This is a genomic window from Clostridium sp. (assembly GCF_047718555.1).
In the GTDB taxonomy this organism is placed as follows: Bacteria; Bacillota; Clostridia; order Clostridiales; family Clostridiaceae; genus Clostridium_I.
The window spans coordinates 1-17587 of record NZ_JBDNRK010000046.1 but is presented as its reverse complement, the minus strand read 5'-3'; the positions used below and the strand labels follow the sequence as shown (position 1 = coordinate 17587).

The window sequence follows — 17587 nt, the reverse complement described above, 5'->3', positions numbered from 1 at the left end:
ACTATGATGCCAATTATATGGCTGGTATTGTATTTTCAAATAAAATATCCATTATTTCTTTCTCATTTTTAGCTGCTCTAATCTTTGAAAGGCTGTCACTGGCTGATATTACCCTATATAGCTGTTCAAAATACTCTTTGGAATCTTCTTTAAGAGCAATCATAAAAATTAAATCCACATTGTTTACGCCATCCCAATTTATAGGTGTGGCCAATTTAGCAACTGCTATGGTTGGTTTTGTAACGAACTTACTATCCCCATGAGGAATAGCTATTCCCCCCTTTAAATATGTGCCTCCCAGCGCCTCTCTCTTATATACACTTAGCAGGAAGCCTTCTTCTACATAATCAGCCTCAATAAGTCTTTTAGTCATATTGTCTAATATTTCATCCTTATATTTATAATTTTCCTGTGGAAAAATAAAATCCTCTGGAATTATATTTGACAGCCTGTTTTTTAATATATTTTTCTTATTTATAAGTCTGTTTAAAGTATTTAAGGCTGTGCCTGTCACTACATTTTCCACAGATATGAATGGTATATCCTTAATTTCCGGGTTTATAGTGCCAACTATGGCTAAAATCTCTTTATTTTTTCTTATTCTATCTATGGTCGCACTTACATTATCATTATTCATATACCCTAAAGGTATAATATCAATATCCTTAACACTATCTTCCAAATAGTTTTCTATATATTCTTTTACCTTTTCTGCCGCCCCTTCTCCTGTTATACATAAGGTCACTATTGCTTTAGCCTTATTATTGGTATCTATACTTAAGCCTCTGCTGATATAATTTTTATTATCTATTTCATCTGCAATACTGTCTAATGTATCCTCTGGGAGCAGAGCTCTTCTTACACATTCCAGCACCATCAATGTATCAACTCTGCCTATGACTCTAGTTGGAATACCGGTTTTTGCAGTTATTATATCTCCAAAGGTTGTGAGAGAACCCATATCCACCAGGAGAATACACCCTTTACCTTCATCCACCTTTTTCACAAGCTTTATAGTCTTCTCAAGCATTATATTTGGTGAATCACTAAGTTCCATTTCCAATCCAACAGCATGTTTTACACCCAATAACCTATTGGCAACCTCCGCCATACCAGAGGCCACTCTTCCATGGGACAATACTATTACACCAACTCTTCCATGGACTTGAAGCTTGTTTTTATGCTGAAAATGTTTTAAATACATTGCAATAAAAGCTATTTCATCCTCTGGAAAATTTACATTTAACCTGTCACTTATTAATTTGGTAATCTTTGAAGAAACATTATATTCTTTTCTATACTCTTTTTTAACCATTTCCAAATTGGGATTGACTATTTTATGTGTATTTAATACTCTATCATAGGCAGATTTCAGATGGACTGCCAGAGGATATATTACCTTTCTCTGTATACCAGGTATATTTTCTTTAATCAAGCTGAAAATATCTTCTATAATGGATAATATGTCTTTACCAACAATATCCACAAGCTCCTGTATATCTGTAGAAGAAAAATTCACTGCTGAAGCAAATCTTACAAGTTCTTCTTCCACCTGGCTGCCTATTATTTTATTGATATCTCTGTCACTGTGGCCTTCTTCTTTCAACCTTCTATATTTTTCTTCAATGAACAGGTAAATGTTATCCTTATCTACAGAATTATATTGTTCCTTACGCAATACCTCAATTCCCTTTGAAGAAACTATTATATCCTCATAAGTATATTTTTCAAGTTCCTCATCCTTTATATTTGAGTTCAATACCTGCTCCTTAACATAATCCGGTACATCTTTAAAACTTACTTTTACCTTTTCTTTATTGTTAAGGGTTGAATGAAGAAATCCCTTTGCACAGCATACCTGTATATCACTTTTAAGCTGACCTATATTGCCGGGGCAATCATATATCATAAAGGATTTTATAACATCTCTTGCCACCAATATGTCCTTACCTAGTCTTATACTTTCATTTAAAAAGAAATTTTTTATTATCTCAAACCTTTCTCTGTAGGATCTATCATTAATTGAAGGTATTTCAATTATCATAGGTATCCTTCTTCTAAAGGTTAAAAGTAAAGATCCCTCTGGACTTTCAGTAGTAGCTGCAATAATCATCAATTTACTTCCTCTTGTGAGCTCCGTTTCTCCCAGTCTTCTGAATTTACCTCTATCTATTAAATAAAAGAGTATTTCCTGCCCTTCGGAAGGCAGTCTATGAATCTCGTCCAGAAATAATATACCACCATCACAAAGTTCTACCATTCCCTTTTTACCTTCTCCTGCACCAGTAAAAGCACCTTTTACATGTCCAAATAACTGTGATAATAATAGCTGAGGATTATCTGCATAATCGGCACAATTAAATACCGCGAAGGGTGCATTATCTGAAAAATTTTTTGTAGTCTTTGCAAAATTATACATAACTTCAGCCATATAGCTTTTTCCAACACCAGATGGACCTAATAATAAAGTATGAAGTCCTTTAGGCGGATATAGAATTGCCGCCTTGGCCTGATTTATTTGAAGCTTTAAACTGCCATCCTTTCCTATAATACAATCAAAGGGATCATTTATTTTTTCAAAATTATCTTTTTTATAGACAACGTTTTCTTGCGGCTTAAAAGACTTGCCTTTATCTACAACTTCAGTACTATCTCCTAAAAATTCAGAAGCCTCTCGCTTTATTTCCACCGCTGTGTATCTTGATAATTTGTACCCTCTATCATTTAATTCTCTTGTAAATGCTCTATCTGATATATTACTATCTTTTCTTATGATTTCCCATGCATCTTTTAATATGATTTCTTTTCTTCTCTGCCTTGAATCCGGAATTTTATTAAGTTTTCTGTATTGAGTTACTATTTCCCTTGATATTCCCATCTGTTTTGCTATTTCGTCATCAGTATATGGATTTTTCTTATCTTCTGAATCCATTATTTTTTCAATACTAGTCTCCATAATTTACCACCTTTATTTTCTATATATAATTTATCATCCTTTATCCGATGACTAGCCGCTGTAACACTCCACCTTTTAAAGGTGGAGATAACACCGGCACGTCCCTGGATACTTCATCTAAACTCAGTGGGAATACAAACTCCCACTGAGTAAGATTCATTGATATTTTATATGTAATTTAGCCCATTAATATATGCTAGCTATTAAATAGATATATATATTAATGCTTTGTAAACGTTAATACTTTATATACTTATAATAAAGTATTAATTTTCACCATACAAGAATAAAAAAACATAACTCATCCCCTATTTTCTTTATATTTTTTATTGAATTTACAATATAATTACCATAATAATTTAGATAAAAAAGCAGATACTAAATTTAAATTTCTATTGAGGTATATGAAATTATTGAGAGGAGAATATAAATGGATGAGAAAATAAATAAACTTAATAGTAAATCAGAGCAAGCTAAAGAATTAGGAATACAAAAACCTAAAGGTGGAGATTGGAGTAATGTTAGTTCCAAGGTTTGTGGTATGGTAGGTGGAGCTGAAATTGGAAATTTCACTAAAAATGCAGTACAGACTTTTGAAGAAAATTTAATTGATAAAAAATAACAGCACTTTAGAGGTAAAATAATTTCTATTTTTTCTATATTTTATATTTCTAGTATGATATTTATTCAATTGTATAAGCAATTACGACCTGGTGGTCGCTTCCAGAAAAAAAGAAGCACCCACAAGGTCGTTTCATTTACAAAATAATATATTCTATTTTACAGCTGCCAATACTGAATATCAAATTTTACATTTCCATTTTCTGAATAGAAAACAATATCCCTGCTATCTTTGTGAGGATAGATTCTTGCTGTAAATACTTCTTCTCCATCATTTATAAAGATTTCAATGGAAGATGTATCCACAAATATATGAAGCTTTAGATTGCCATTATTTTTTATTTTACATTTTCTTACTCCATTCAGGCTTAATCCACTTTTATTTCTATCTAAAACTAATTTTTCATTTTCTGTATCATAATAAAGAAGTGTCTCTTCACTGCAATCTTTATTACATCTAAGTTTTATTCCAAACTTTGAAACAATATCCCATGAGAAATCACAAATTAATTCATAGCTATCTCCACTTATTTTATCAAATTTAACTTTATCATTTCTCATTTGGATACCACTATACTTTATCTCATTTTTCCTTAAAAGCTTCATTTCTTCCACTGGTTTTTGAATAATTCTATTATCCTTTATACTAAGTTCTCTTACAATTGTTAGACAATGAAGCCATCCATTCTCAACTGTAGGACTTTCCTCTTCATCAGGCAGTCCCATCCAACCTATTAGAAGCTTTCTGCCTCTACTGTCTTCAGTAACCTGTGGAGCATAGAATTCAAAACCTCTATCCAATTCCATAAAATTCCCATAGTTCAATTTCCCCGTCTGATAATCAAGACTTCCCATTAAATATCCACATTGATGTCTGTTATTATACAAGTCACCTTTTTTCTCAACTCCTTGGGGACAGAAAATCAAAACATCTTTGCCATCTATGTTTAATAAATTAGGACATTCCCACATATACCCCAGAAAACTCAGTTCCTCTATATTGGCTCCTGCAACCTCACCTACCATCTTCCAATTAAATAAGTCCAATGAGCTATATAATGATGCAGTACCTTTTTCTTTTACTGTTTGAGTTCCTATTACCATATACCACAGATCACCGTATTTCCAAACCTTTGGATCTCTAAAATGTCTTGTATATCCATCCGGCTGATTATATATGACAGGATTATTTTTATATTTACTGAAATTTATACCATCCTTAGTTTGTGCAATACATTGATAGGTTTCTCTATTTCCAAAGGAATCCTTAACATTGCCAGTATATATTAATGTAAATGTGCCATTAAGGTTAACAGCACTGCCAGAATAGCATCCATGAGTTTCATACCATTCACTGGGGCAAAGTGCTATGGGCATCTGCTGCCAATTAACTAGATCGGTACTCTTTACATGACCCCAATATACTTTTTTATCCTTAGGATAAAGGGGATTAAATTGATAAAAGAGATGGTATTCTCCATTAATATTAATAAATCCATTAGGATCATTTATAAATCCTACAGGCGGCATTAAATGATATTTTAAAGCATAACAATCATTACTAACTATTTTTTTTGATTTTTCTACAACTTTGTATGCCAATTTTAACAATTTATTATTCATGTAATATTTCCCCTTTATTATATAATCTTTAATATCTCTTCAAAAACAAAAAAATATTTTCTATCTTTTTTATGGAAGCCATATATTGTAATTCATTATTGAGGGCACCATGTTTATTTCAATTAAAACTATTATAAATTTCTTATTCACTATACAAGAATGAAGTGAAAAAGAGGCAAAGCCTCCTTTTCTTTTAACATACTTACATATTTACTAAAAATAATTCATCACCTTGTTTAACATTATCAGTATTTAATGATTCTATAGATTTAATTTCATCTACATTAGTTACTAAAATCATTGTTATAGGAGATGCTGCTTTTTCTTTAACTAAATCTAAATCAAATTCAATTATTTTTTGTCCAGCCGTTACTCTTTCTCCTTCTTTTACAAAACTCTTAAATCCTTCTCCTTGCATTTTTACTGTATCTATTCCTATGTGAATAAGTAGTTCTACTCCGCTATCTGTTTTTATTCCTACAGCATGTTTTGTTTCAAATACAAGTTCTATAGTTCCGTCTACCGGTGATACTAACACTCCATCTGAAGGATTAACTGCCATCCCTTTACCCAGTAATTCTTTTGCAAAAGTTGGATCAGGTACTTCTTTAAGATGCATTGCTTTTCCATTAATAGGTGCTAATACTTTTTCATTTATATCCACATGCTCTCCAATATTTCCATTTCTATTTTTTGCTTCAACATTATTTTGATTTTGTGACTTTTTTTCTATGGTTTTTCCTGCAATCAAGGAAGCTATGAAACTTACAATAAAACTAATAGCTGCACATATCACAAAATAAACAGTAGACTGAGGCCTTATAGCGATTATTCCAGGTAAAGCTGCTGGACCCATGGATACTGATAATACATTGAAGAGACCTATAAATGCACAGGAAACAGCGGATCCAATCATACCAGCTACAAATGGATATTTTAACTTTAAATTAACTCCAAATATTGCAGGCTCTGTAATACCAAGTAATGCTGAAATACTGCTTGCTGACGCAATGCCCTTAATTTTTTTATCTCTTGTGACAAATAATACTGCAAGAGTTGCGGCTCCCTGAGCTATATTTGCCATTGAAGCTATAGGTAAAAGAAATGATCCTCCTGTTTTTGCTACATTAGCTATAAGTTGAGTCTCAACAGCAATAAAACTTTGATGCATTCCCGTTATAACAATTGGAGAGTAGATAAGTCCAAAAACTGCAGCACCAATAAATCCAGTAGAGGTATATAACCAGAATATACCATTTGTTAACAAATCACCAGCTGAACGCATTATAGGACCTACCCCAGCAAAAGTTAAAAATCCTGTAAGCAAAATTGCTAGAAGTGGTGTTAATAATATATCAAGAGAGGCAGGTATAATTTTTCTGAATCCATTTTCTAATTTAGCTAAAATCCATGAAGATACTAATACAGGAAGTACAGTTCCCTGATATGCCACTTTAGCAAGATGTAAACCAAAAATATTCCAATATTCTACCTTTCCTTTAAGCAGTGCATCTGCATAACCATATCCATTTAGTAGATCAGGATGTACCATTATCATAGCTAATGCTGCTCCTAGGAATGGATTTCCTCCAAATCTTTTAGTGGCTGAAAATCCAATCAATATAGGTAAAAATGCAAAAGGTGCCGATGAAAAAGTATTTATCATGCCAGCTAAATCCTTTATTCCAGGATACATTTCGACTATTGATTTAGCTCCAAATAGATTTTCTGCCGTAAGCACATTATTTATGCCCATTAAAAGACCGCCAGCTACAAGGGCAGGTATTATCGGTACAAAAATATCCGATAATATTTTAACAAAATTCAAAAGAAAATTAGTATTTTTTTCTGCTGCTATTCTTTTTACATCGTTTTTAGACATTTCATCAATATCTGTAAGTTCTACAAACTCTTTATATACATTATTTACAGTTCCAGTACCTATAATTATTTGATATTGTCCTCCCGTGGAAAAAGTACCTTTAACAACATCTAATTGGTCAATAATTTTTTGATCAATCTTCTTTTCATCTTTTAATACCAGCCTAAGACGAGTAGCACAATGTGCTGCTGCTGTAACATTTTCCTTTCCCCCTACAGCTATTAAAATATCTTCTGCAGCTTTTTTATAATTCATAATTATATCCTCCTTTATAGTTCCACATTAATTTGACTATTCAACTCTTTTAAATCTCCAAAATAAGCTTATAAAATCCTTTTTAATTCTCGGTATCGTTATTCCTACATTCATAAGTTCATCACCACCAAATACTTCTCCCGTATCCACATTTTTATATAGATAATTCGGATTTAAACCTTTAAATTTAAGAATTCTAATAGCTGCTGCTGGTTGAGATAATACTTTAAAATAGTAGGCAGCTATTTCTTCCTGGTGCTTTGCTACAAAATTCCAGGCAGCTTCATTTCCATCAAAGGGACTAAGCACACGGAAGAAAATACCAAACTGAATTAATTGCCTGATTTCTTTATATAGCTTAACTTGATGCTTGATAAAATCTTTTTCTTCTTCTGATAATTTAGTTAAATCAAGTTCATAACCTAAATTACCAGACATAGCTACATACCCTCTTGTATCAAGAGAAGTAATTCTTCCAACCTGATGATTTGGAACTGTAGAAACATGAGCACCTATGGAACTAGCTGGATAAACTAGACTTGTACCGTATTGAATCTTTAAACGGCATACTGCATCAGTATTATCACTGGCCCAAGTTTGGGGCATATAATACAACATACCTGCATCAAACCTGCCACCACCGCTGGAACAACTTTCAAATAATATTTCTGGAAATCTTGCTGTTAGTTCTTCAATTACACTATATAAACCCAGCATATATCTATGCGCAGTTTCCCGCTGCCTTTCTGCCGGCAATGATGCTGAACCAATTTCTGTCATATGACGATTCATATCCCACTTTACATAACTAATAGGAGCACTATCCAAAACCTTTGATACAGATTCAACAACATAATCACAGATTTCTCTGCGTGATAGATCTAAAATTAATTGATTTCTTCCTAAAGTACGCGGTCTGTCCGGTACGTGCAAGCACCAATCTGGATGTGCTCTATACAAGTCACTGTCAGGAGATACCATCTCCGGTTCAAACCATAATCCAAATTTCATGCCAATATCATTAACGCGCTTCGCAAGATCTTTTAACCCCTTATGAAGTTTATTTTTATCTACAACCCAATCACCTAAGGAACTTAAATCATCATTTCTTTTTCCAAACCACCCATCATCTAATACAAGTAGTTCTATCCCTAACTTTTTAGCTTCTACTGCTATCTTTTCAATTTTTTCTGCGTTAAAATCAAAATATGTTGCTTCCCAATTATTAATCAAAATTGGCCTCATACTGTCTCTAAATTTTCCACGGCATAATCGGCTTTGATACAATTTATTATAGGTTCGTGACATTCCTCCCAGTCCTTCATGAGAGTAAACCATTACAGCCTCAGGTGACTGAAAACTGTCTGTAGGTTCTAAAAGCCATGAAAAATCAAAAGAATTTATCCCAATTGATACTCTTGTATTATGATACTGATCTACTTGTACCTGTGCTAAAAAATTCCCGCTATAAACGAGATTAAAAGCATATACCTGACCTCTATCCTCATCTGCATTTTTTTCAAGTAATGCTATGAATGGATCATGCTGAGGACTACTGGCACCACGGCAGCTCTCAGCCATGTAAATTCCGGGTACAACAGATCTTCTGGATATATTTCTTTCATTAGTATGAGCTCCGTATAATGTCAGTAAATCATATTCATCATTACGAAAATCTACACTGGAACTTAATATTTTAAGAATTTTTATTCTTTCTGTTCCATGATTTTCTAATTTTACAGAGCGAGTAATTACATCAAAATCTCTAAATAAAGTGTAACTTAAAATAGCAGTTAGATTTATTAATTTATCTTTCATAATAATTTCCAGAGTTTCAGCTTCATCATCACTTTCAACATAAGTAGCCGGCAAACCCTGAAGCTTAGCTTTTCCTTTATAAATCCTATGTGTTTCATACCTGAGATCAGAGATTGTGGAACCGTTTTCTAACTGAATCTGATAAGCTGGACTTCTAAAATCTCCATTTCCATAGACTGGATACTCCTGTGGTATGGTATCTAGTGAAAATGTACGATCTTTTGCATCAGGATTTGGTGAAAAGCCTCTGTCAATAAAAGCAATCGGATTGCTTTTATGATAGGAATTGATTCTTTTTCCCCAATATAGATGAGATAAATATCCATCTCTTATAACCTGCATTACATAACTTGTACCTTTTCCCTGTAAATGAAATATTTTATTTTCTTCATCAAAATAAATAGTCATATAAGTCTCCTTAAAAATTTAATAAGTAAATTATTGCTACAAAGTATTTTTACAAAAATACTTTGTAAACGTAATACTTTGTTATATACTCATAATAAAATATTAATTATAATGGCACAAGAATAAAAAACACAACTGGAGGGTAATATCTTGCTATATAATTTGCCACGTACATCTATAGGCTTTAAATTTATAATACCCACATCGCTTTTGATGATAAAAGGAATCGGCTGGCAGTGTAATGTATCACCAAAATATATTTGGAATGGAAGAACCCGAGGAAAATATATTTGGCATGGGAAAAAACATACCGATGAACATTGTCTATTCCAATATACTCTAAGCGGTGAAGGTGAAATTGAAATTGAAGGTAAAATTTATACATTAAAACAAGGAGATGCTTTCATCGTTGAAATTCCTGGTAACCATTGTTATAAGTTACCACAGACTTCAAAAAAATGGGAGATTATTTATATTGAATTTTCCAAAGAAGCTCTTCCCTTTTGGCATCAGCTCCTTACTATGACAGAACCAGTTTTTTCTATGGGATCAGATTCTGATTTTATTAACTTGGTATGGAGTATTTATGAGCTGGCTATAAAAAATGAAATTTATAATGTTTATCAATGCTCTAAATATGCATACCAATTAATTATGGAGCTTATTAGTTACTTTTATCAGAATCAAAAATCCAAACCACTACCTTCAAAGATTGAACTTTGTAAACAATTTATTGATATACATTATGCAGAGCAGATTGGACTAGATGATATGTCCCAGCATGTTGGCATTTCAAAATTCTATCTAACACGTTTATTTAACAAAGAGTTAAGGATGACGCCTACAGATTATCTTATAAAAGTTCGTCTGGAAAATTCTTTAAAGGTATTGATTTTCTCTACTGACTTAACTCTGGATGAAGTAGCTCAACGTGTAGGATTCTCATCTGGTAATTACTTTGGTAAAGTGTTTAAAAAAACTTTAGGCATTTCGCCAGCAGAATTTCGCAGAAATAGTGATTCCTATGAAATACATAGAATTTTATTTGAAAAATTATATTAATATAAAAATAAAATTCTGTATAAATTTTATCTAGTTATTTTTGAGTAAATATACTCTTGCCTCATAAGGCTTCAATTCAAAGCATTTTATGCCAGAATCGCTTCTTATATTATAATTTCCTATTATTAGCTCATGGAAATTATAATGTATATTATCCGGCAAATTAAACACAGAATCTTTATCTGTAAAATTACATGCTACAAGAAGCTTATCATCTCCTAATGTTCTTGTATAAGCATATATCTCTTCATTATCTTCAAGAATTAAATCATAAATTCCATAAACTACAATCTCATTTTTCTTACGAATATCAATTAATTCTTTATAATAATTGCAAATAGAATCTGGTTCTTCTAATTGAGATTTTACATTAATTTGTTTATAATTTGGATTTACTTTAATCCATGGCATACCAGTTGTAAATCCTGCATTTTCACTTTCATCCCACTGCATAGGCGTTCTGGCATTATCTCTACTCTTTGCATGAACTGCCTTCATCATTTCTTTAGTATTTTTCCCATTAATTTCAACCAGTTCTTTGTAAGCATTTAAAGTTTCTATATCTCTGTAATCCTCTAGAGACTCAAAAGCTACATTAGTCATACCGATTTCTTCACCTTGATAAATATATGGTGTACCCTGCATCATGTGGAGACATGTTCCTAACATCTTTGCAGATTCCCTCCAATATGTTTTATCATTTCCAAAACGTGAAACTACCCTTGGCTGGTCATGATTGTTCCAAAACAAACTGTTCCATCCAGCATTTTCTAATTCTTTTTGCCATTTAGTCATAACCCTCTTTAAATCAATTAATTTAAAGGTACTATTGCTCCATTTTCCATCTTTTCCGCTATCTAGACCCATGTGTTCAAATTGGAAAACCATATTCAGTTCTTTTCTATCCTCTCCAACATACTTTAAGCCTTCTTCTGTATTAACCTTTGGTGTTTCTCCTACAGTCATTACGTTATACTTTGATAAGACCTTTCTATTCATTTCCTTCAAATATTCATGAACTCTTGGTCCATTAAAAACATAAGGTCCAAAATCTCCGTAAATAGGACTTTTTCTTTTTTTTCCATCAGGAAAACTTTGATCTTTAGAAATCATATTGATAACATCCATCCTGAATCCATCAATTCCCTTATCCATCCACCACTTCATCATATCGTATACTTCATTTCTGACTATTGGATTTTCCCAATTTAGATCTGGTTGCTTTTTAGAAAACAGGTGAAGAAAATACATATCCGTTTTATCATCATATTCCCAAGCAGAACCATTAAAGCTTCCTCCCCAGTTATTTGGAGCCTTACCATCTTTACCTTTTTTCCATATATAATAGTCTCTATATTTATTATCTATAGACTTTCTGCTTTCTAAAAACCATTCATGCTCATCGGAAGTATGATTAACTACTAAATCCATCATGATTTTTAAACCCTTTTCATGAGCATCTTTAAGTAATCTATCAAAATCCTCCATTGTTCCAAATTCTGTCATAATATCTCTATAATCACTAATGTCATATCCATTGTCATCATTAGGAGATTTGTAAATTGGAGAAATCCAAATAACATCTATACCAAGACTTTTTAAATAATCTAACTTCTCGATTATACCACCAATATCACCGATTCCATCTCCGTTACTATCCTTAAAACTTCTTGGATATACTTGATATACAACGCTTTCCTTCCACCAAGCTTTATTCATAATAATACCTCCACCTACATTTTTAGAACAAAAATAACACATAAATAAATCCATCTGTCTTCTGTATTGAAATCTTTTTCATTTCAACCTATAATCATATTATATCTGTATTATTATTTATAAACTTGCTCTATTTTAACTAAAAATAGCATTATTTTCACTAAAAGTTTGGGAGGCATAAAATTGAAAGATAATACTTTAAAAGAAAAAAGGACTCATGGTAATTCTGTATTTCCACTACACGTTTACTCTCATATAGACAAAAAAGGTGATTATTCTGTATCTCATCATTGGCATAATGAAATTGAAATAATCTATGTAGAAAAAGGTGATTTAATATTTAACATAGATATGAAACCTACTAAAATAACTTCTGGGCAATGTGTTTTTATAAATAGTGAACAATTGCATTCAATTTATGCAATGGGCGGCAATACCTCTATACATCATGCTGTAGTATTTGATCTCAATATATTAAATGCTTCTATTTATGATTACTATCAAAATAAATACATTGATCCAATATTAAAAAGATCTCTTCGCTTTCCTTTGTACCTTGACTTAAATTCCACTTTAGGTAATAAAACCTTACATGAAATTTTAGAGATAATTGACATCTATCATAATAAAAGTAATGGATTTGAACTTAGTATAAAAGGGTCTTTATTAAAGATTATAGCTAATTTATATAAAGAAAATAAGTTTATTGGATCTAATATTTTAATGCCAAAAGATTACAAGGTACAAATAGTAAAAAAGGTAATTAATTTTATTAATAATAATTACACACACAAAATATATATTGATGCATTAGCGGCAGAAGCTAACATGAACACTCGATATTTTTGCAGATTTTTTAAATCTGTAACCGGGAAAACTCCCGTTACTTATATAAATGAATATAGAATAGAACAGGCAGTACAAATACTAAAAACACAGGATACAAAGGTAATAGACGTATGTTTTAATGTTGGTTTTGATAATTTTAGTTATTTTATAAAAAAATTTAAGGAATACAAAAATTGTACTCCTTTCCAATATAAAAAAATTCAAACAATTGATACTTAATGTGAAATTAAATATATTTTCCTCTTCGGTGAGCTTTGTTAAATCTAATTCATATCCAAAGTTTCCTGCCATGGCAACATGACCTCTTTTCCTAAGAGGAGTTATCTTATTTTTACTTAATTATCCTTCTTGCAGCAGAGAAATCTGTTCTGGTACTCAACGTAGAAATTCTTACAGATGATCCTGTATTAGGAGATTCTATAAATTGATCTGCTCCTATATATATACCATCATGATATGGTGCTGATGGATCTCCGAAGAATACTAAGTCACCAGGACGCAAGTTTGATTTATCCACAGCTGTCCCAGCATTAATCTGGTCATAGGTTGTCCTTGGAAGTTGAACATTATATGCTCCATTATTGGCATACACATATTGAACAAATCCGGAACAATCAAAACCTGAAGGGGTTGATCCCCCATATACATAGGCAAGTCCTATAAATTTCTTTGCATAGTTTACTATCTGATCTCCCAAATCAGACTGATTACTTGTTAAAGGCTGACTAGTTATTGAAGACTGACCACTATATCCAAATTCATGAACTTCTGTAGAAACTGGTCCTTGTTTTTTTATATCGTACACATTAAGAATACCAGAACCAATTATAAATTGAGAATATGTATCAGTTTTTTCTAAAGGTGTTGCAGTATGTAAAATAAATGACTGAAAATTATTCTGTCCATTCAAAACATGTACTTCTGTAGAACTTGCTCCCTGCTTTTTTATAATATATAAATCAGGAGTTCCATCATTATTATAATCATTTACACCAAAATCCCAGTTAGTATCTGTTTTAACTAGAGCTGTAGCTGTATGTAGTAAAAAGGATTGATAATTATTACTTCCATTTAAAATATGTACTTCTGTGGAAGTTGCCCCCTGCCTCTTTATGCAGTATAAATCAGGCTTTCCATCATGATTATAATCTCCCAGTTGGAAATCATAGTTATTATTGTTTCTTTCTATAGGTATAGCTTCATGTAACAAAAATGTCTGAAAGTTTGTCCTTCCATCCAAAATATGTACTTCTGTAGAATTCCTTCCTTGAGTTGTTATACAATATAGATCAAGTATTCCATCACCATTGTAATCGCCAACTTTGAATTGCCAATTTCCATCAGTTCTCTGCAAAGCCGTACCTGTGTGAAGTAGAAAAGACTGATAATTATTGCTTCCATTTAAGATATGTATCTCTGTAGATGTTTGTCCAAGTTTTTTTATCACGTATAAATCAGACTTTCCATCTTTATTGTAATCACCCATATCAAAACTCCAATTAATATCCGTTTTTCCCAAAGCAGTGGCAGTATGTAACTTCCAAATTATAGAATCATCTGCTGCATGTACCTTATTTCCGCTAAATAAGATTAAAACTATGCTGATAGCTGATCCCAAAAAAATCTTTTTAATTTTTATCATGACAAATTACTCCTATTTAATATAATATTCCGGTTAATTATACCAAATTTCAAGTCATTTTTTCATTTTTTTAATAAAATTCACAATTTTTTTAAATTATATTTAAATTCAAATACATATTTCATTCTGAAATTCTACTAAACTTTAACCCTATACTGTAACTAAAATAAATAGTATAATTTAATAAAATAACAAAATTTACACCTTTGCTCTAGGCTTAATTAGGAGGTTCGCTATGAAAATTAATATAAAAGATGTAGCTAAAGAAGCAAACGTATCCATGACTACGGTTTCAAGAGTTATAAATAATAATTATCCCGTTAAAAGTGAAACCCGAAAGAGAGTAGAAAAAGCAATTAAAAAATTAAATTTTAGTCCTAACATATTAGCCAGGTCTTTAGTTAATCAAAATACAAAAACTATAGGAGTAGTTACTCCCAGCATAAATAACCTTTTCTTCCCTACCGTAATCAAGGGCATAGAAAGCATACTCCGAAAAAATGAATATTCAATTTATCTCTGTGATACAGATGATAAAGCAGCAGAAGAAGTAAATTACATAAAGTCGTTACTTGGAAGACAAGTTGATGGAATAATTTCTATTGATCCAAAGACAGAAAATATAGATAATGGTTTTTATGAAGATATAAGTAAAAGTATTCCTCTAGTATGCATTAATGGGTATAATGAAGGAGTTAACTGCAATTTTGTATTGAACGATGAAGCAAGTGGTGCTGAACAGGCAATGAAATACCTGATAGATTTAGGTCATACTAATATAATATTTATACGTGGTGAAAAAAGTTATTCCTATGACTTAAAGGAAACCGTTTATAAAAAAGTATTAAAAGACAATAAATTACTGAAAAACAAAAAAATTATTAATATAGGTGAAGGAAATAGCAATGATACTGTAGAAAATACTATGGATATAATTTATAAAAGACTAAAAAAGATTACAGCTAAATCTCCAATGGCATTCTTTACCTGTAATGACCTTATGGCTTTAGGTGTTATGAATGCCTGTAAAAAAGCTAATTTCAATGTACCTGAAGATGTATCTATTATTGGCTTTGATAATATATTAGTTTCCAGCTTAGTAGAACCAAAACTTACAACAGTGGATCAGAACATGTATGCTTTAGGAGAAAATGCAGCAAACAGAATCCTTCATATAATAAGAAATGAGGAAAGAGAATTAACTAAAATAATCTTAGATACTAAATTGATTATAAGAGGCAGCTGCAGTAAAGTAAATATATAAACATTTTTAATTTATTCATTGATTATTAATGAGAATATGGTAAAATTATATATAGAAAAGGTTTTCTATACTTTAATAATTATCTATTCATCTAATAAAAAACATATTTTTAGGAGGTATTATTATGGCTATTTTAGTTTGTGGTGGAGCCGGATATATAGGCAGCCATATGGTAGCACATCTATTAGAAAACAACAAAGAGGTTATCATAGCTGATAATCTTCAAAAGGGTCATAGAGATTCCCTTTTAGGTGGTAAACTCTATGTTGGAGATTTAAGAGATACAGAATTTCTTGACAAAGTTTTTTCTGAAAATGAAATTGAAGCAGTTATAGATTTCGCAGCAGACTCTTTGGTAGGAGAAAGCGTTGAAAACCCATTAAAATATTTTAACAACAACGTTGGCTCAACAATTAATCTTTTACAGGTTATGCAAAAACACAATGTAAAATATATTGTATTTTCCTCTACCGCTGCAACTTATGGTGAACCAGAAAGCGTTCCGATACAGGAAAACGATAAGACCTTCCCTACTAATCCTTATGGCGAGTCCAAGCTTGCAGTAGAAAAAATATTAAAATGGTGTGATAAAGCTTATGGAATAAAATACACTGCTCTAAGATATTTTAATGCTGCTGGTGCACATGTAAATGGAAAAATAGGAGAAGATCACAGACCAGAAAGTCATCTTATACCATTAATTTTACAGGTAGCTCTTAATAAAAGAGAAAAGATAATGATATTCGGTGATGATTACAATACTGCTGATGGGTCCTGCGTGAGAGATTACATACATGTATCTGACCTGGCTGCAGCTCACCTTCTAGCATTAAAAAGACTTCAAAATGGCGGAGACAGCAGAATCTACAACCTTGGAAACGGCACAGGTTTTTCTGTTAAAGAAGTAGTTGATGTTACCAGAAAAGTTACTGGAATGGATATTAAAGCAGAGATAGCACCTAGACGTGCTGGTGACCCTGCAACTCTAATAGCCTCTTCTGAAAAAGCTATTGAAGAATTAGGTTGGAAACCTCAGTATAACTCACTTGAAACAATAATTGAAACAGCTTGGAGCTGGCATAAAAATCACGTAAATGGTTATGAAAAATAATTAGTAATACACCAAGGGTTTATGAAAAGGAAATTTAAAACATAAAGAATAGAGACTAATATTGGAATATCACGTCCACGTTAGTCTCTATTTTTTTATTATCTCTTTGCTGTATTTTTATAGCTTATTACAATGTAAAATATGTATTTACAATTAAAACTCCACCTGATGCCAAGAACTCTGTTTATCTGATATTATACCATGTTTATCTATCATTATACTATTTGATTTCGCTGACAATTAAAATATAATTAAGTTATGATAACGTTTAATCTTAAATTTTAATTGGGACCATGTTCAATGCTACAAAATAAAAACTGTAGGTTCAACGCCAAGTAAGCCATGCATTTGCAGTTCTAAAATTCAGATGGGGTAAA

11 protein-coding genes and 1 pseudogene are annotated in these 17587 nt (G+C 31.6%); 5 read left to right on the top strand and 7 right to left on the bottom strand.

Features of this window, described 5'->3' with window-relative positions; translation table 11 throughout:
• Window positions 1-13: 13 nt before the first annotated feature.
• Window positions 14-2956, bottom strand: a complete 2943-nt coding sequence (locus tag ABF633_RS15610) for a sigma 54-interacting transcriptional regulator (protein ID WP_415524818.1) — start codon at window positions 2954-2956, stop codon at window positions 14-16.
• 430 nt (window positions 2957-3386) lie between these two features.
• On the opposite strand from ABF633_RS15610, the gene ABF633_RS15605 reads away from it, so the two are divergent.
• A complete protein-coding gene (locus tag ABF633_RS15605; RefSeq protein ID WP_415524817.1) occupies window positions 3387-3578 on the top strand; it encodes a small, acid-soluble spore protein, alpha/beta type in 192 nt (63 codons plus the stop codon).
• Between the two features lie 158 nt (window positions 3579-3736).
• Here ABF633_RS15605 and ABF633_RS15600 read toward each other — a convergent pair whose 3' ends face one another.
• The 3 genes from ABF633_RS15600 to ABF633_RS15590 form a co-directional block, all read right to left on the bottom strand.
• Window positions 3737-5200, bottom strand: coding sequence for a glycoside hydrolase family 32 protein (locus ABF633_RS15600; protein ID WP_415524816.1), 1464 nt, complete (start codon window positions 5198-5200; stop codon window positions 3737-3739).
• 202 nt (window positions 5201-5402) lie between these two features.
• Window positions 5403-7337 carry a sucrose-specific PTS transporter subunit IIBC gene (locus ABF633_RS15595; RefSeq protein ID WP_415524815.1) on the bottom strand — a complete coding sequence of 645 codons (1935 nt, stop codon included), beginning with the start codon at window positions 7335-7337 and terminating at the stop codon, window positions 5403-5405.
• A gap of 36 nt (window positions 7338-7373) precedes the next feature.
• The gene (locus tag ABF633_RS15590; protein ID WP_415524814.1) at window positions 7374-9563 is read right to left on the bottom strand and encodes an alpha-galactosidase; all 2190 of its coding nucleotides are present in this window, start codon (window positions 9561-9563) and stop codon (window positions 7374-7376) included.
• Between the two features lie 150 nt (window positions 9564-9713).
• On the opposite strand from ABF633_RS15590, the gene ABF633_RS15585 reads away from it, so the two are divergent.
• Entirely contained in the window at window positions 9714-10625 is a 912-nt protein-coding gene (locus tag ABF633_RS15585) for an AraC family transcriptional regulator (RefSeq protein ID WP_415524813.1), read from the top strand.
• Window positions 10626-10655: 30 nt separating this feature from the next.
• On the opposite strand, the gene ABF633_RS15580 is transcribed toward ABF633_RS15585, so the two are convergent.
• On the bottom strand, window positions 10656-12344 hold the full coding sequence (locus tag ABF633_RS15580; protein ID WP_415524812.1) for a glycoside hydrolase family 13 protein: 1689 nt from the start codon (window positions 12342-12344) through the stop codon (window positions 10656-10658).
• Between the two features lie 183 nt (window positions 12345-12527).
• Between ABF633_RS15580 and ABF633_RS15575 the strand changes: the two genes are divergently transcribed.
• Window positions 12528-13412 (top strand): AraC family transcriptional regulator, encoded by an 885-nt coding sequence (locus ABF633_RS15575; protein ID WP_415524811.1) that lies wholly within the window; start codon window positions 12528-12530, stop codon window positions 13410-13412.
• A gap of 18 nt (window positions 13413-13430) precedes the next feature.
• On the opposite strand, the pseudogene ABF633_RS15570 reads toward ABF633_RS15575, so the two are convergent.
• Together ABF633_RS15570 and ABF633_RS15565 are read right to left on the bottom strand one after the other, a co-directional pair.
• Window positions 13431-13523, bottom strand: a pseudogene (locus ABF633_RS15570) (alpha-galactosidase); the annotation flags it as partial.
• 1 nt (window position 13524) lies between these two features.
• A complete protein-coding gene (locus ABF633_RS15565) occupies window positions 13525-14835 on the bottom strand; it encodes an NlpC/P60 family protein (RefSeq protein WP_415524810.1) in 1311 nt (436 codons plus the stop codon).
• Window positions 14836-15070: 235 nt separating this feature from the next.
• On the opposite strand from ABF633_RS15565, the gene ABF633_RS15560 reads away from it, so the two are divergent.
• Together ABF633_RS15560 and galE are read left to right on the top strand one after the other, a co-directional pair.
• Complete coding sequence (locus ABF633_RS15560) at window positions 15071-16099, top strand: LacI family DNA-binding transcriptional regulator (protein WP_415524809.1); 1029 nt, start codon at window positions 15071-15073, stop codon at window positions 16097-16099.
• Window positions 16100-16223: 124 nt separating this feature from the next.
• A complete protein-coding gene (galE, locus tag ABF633_RS15555; protein WP_415524808.1) occupies window positions 16224-17210 on the top strand; it encodes a UDP-glucose 4-epimerase GalE in 987 nt (328 codons plus the stop codon).
• The last annotated feature ends 377 nt before the right edge of the window (window positions 17211-17587 follow it).

Bases quoted from the DNA above. Each gene is read 5' to 3' on its own strand.
- ABF633_RS15605 (WP_415524817.1), top strand. From the start codon at position 3,387: ATGGATGAGAAAATAAATAAACTTAATAGTAAATCAGAGCAAGCTAAA.
- ABF633_RS15580 (WP_415524812.1), bottom strand. From the start codon at position 12,344: ATGAATAAAGCTTGGTGGAAGGAAAGCGTTGTATATCAAGTATATCCA.
- ABF633_RS15565 (WP_415524810.1), bottom strand. From the start codon at position 14,835: ATGATAAAAATTAAAAAGATTTTTTTGGGATCAGCTATCAGCATAGTT.
- galE (WP_415524808.1), top strand. From the start codon at position 16,224: ATGGCTATTTTAGTTTGTGGTGGAGCCGGATATATAGGCAGCCATATG.
- ABF633_RS15600 (WP_415524816.1), bottom strand. From the start codon at position 5,200: ATGAATAATAAATTGTTAAAATTGGCATACAAAGTTGTAGAAAAATCA.
- ABF633_RS15595 (WP_415524815.1), bottom strand. From the start codon at position 7,337: ATGAATTATAAAAAAGCTGCAGAAGATATTTTAATAGCTGTAGGGGGA.
- ABF633_RS15610 (WP_415524818.1), bottom strand. From the start codon at position 2,956: ATGGAGACTAGTATTGAAAAAATAATGGATTCAGAAGATAAGAAAAAT.
- ABF633_RS15560 (WP_415524809.1), top strand. From the start codon at position 15,071: ATGAAAATTAATATAAAAGATGTAGCTAAAGAAGCAAACGTATCCATG.
- ABF633_RS15590 (WP_415524814.1), bottom strand. From the start codon at position 9,563: ATGACTATTTATTTTGATGAAGAAAATAAAATATTTCATTTACAGGGA.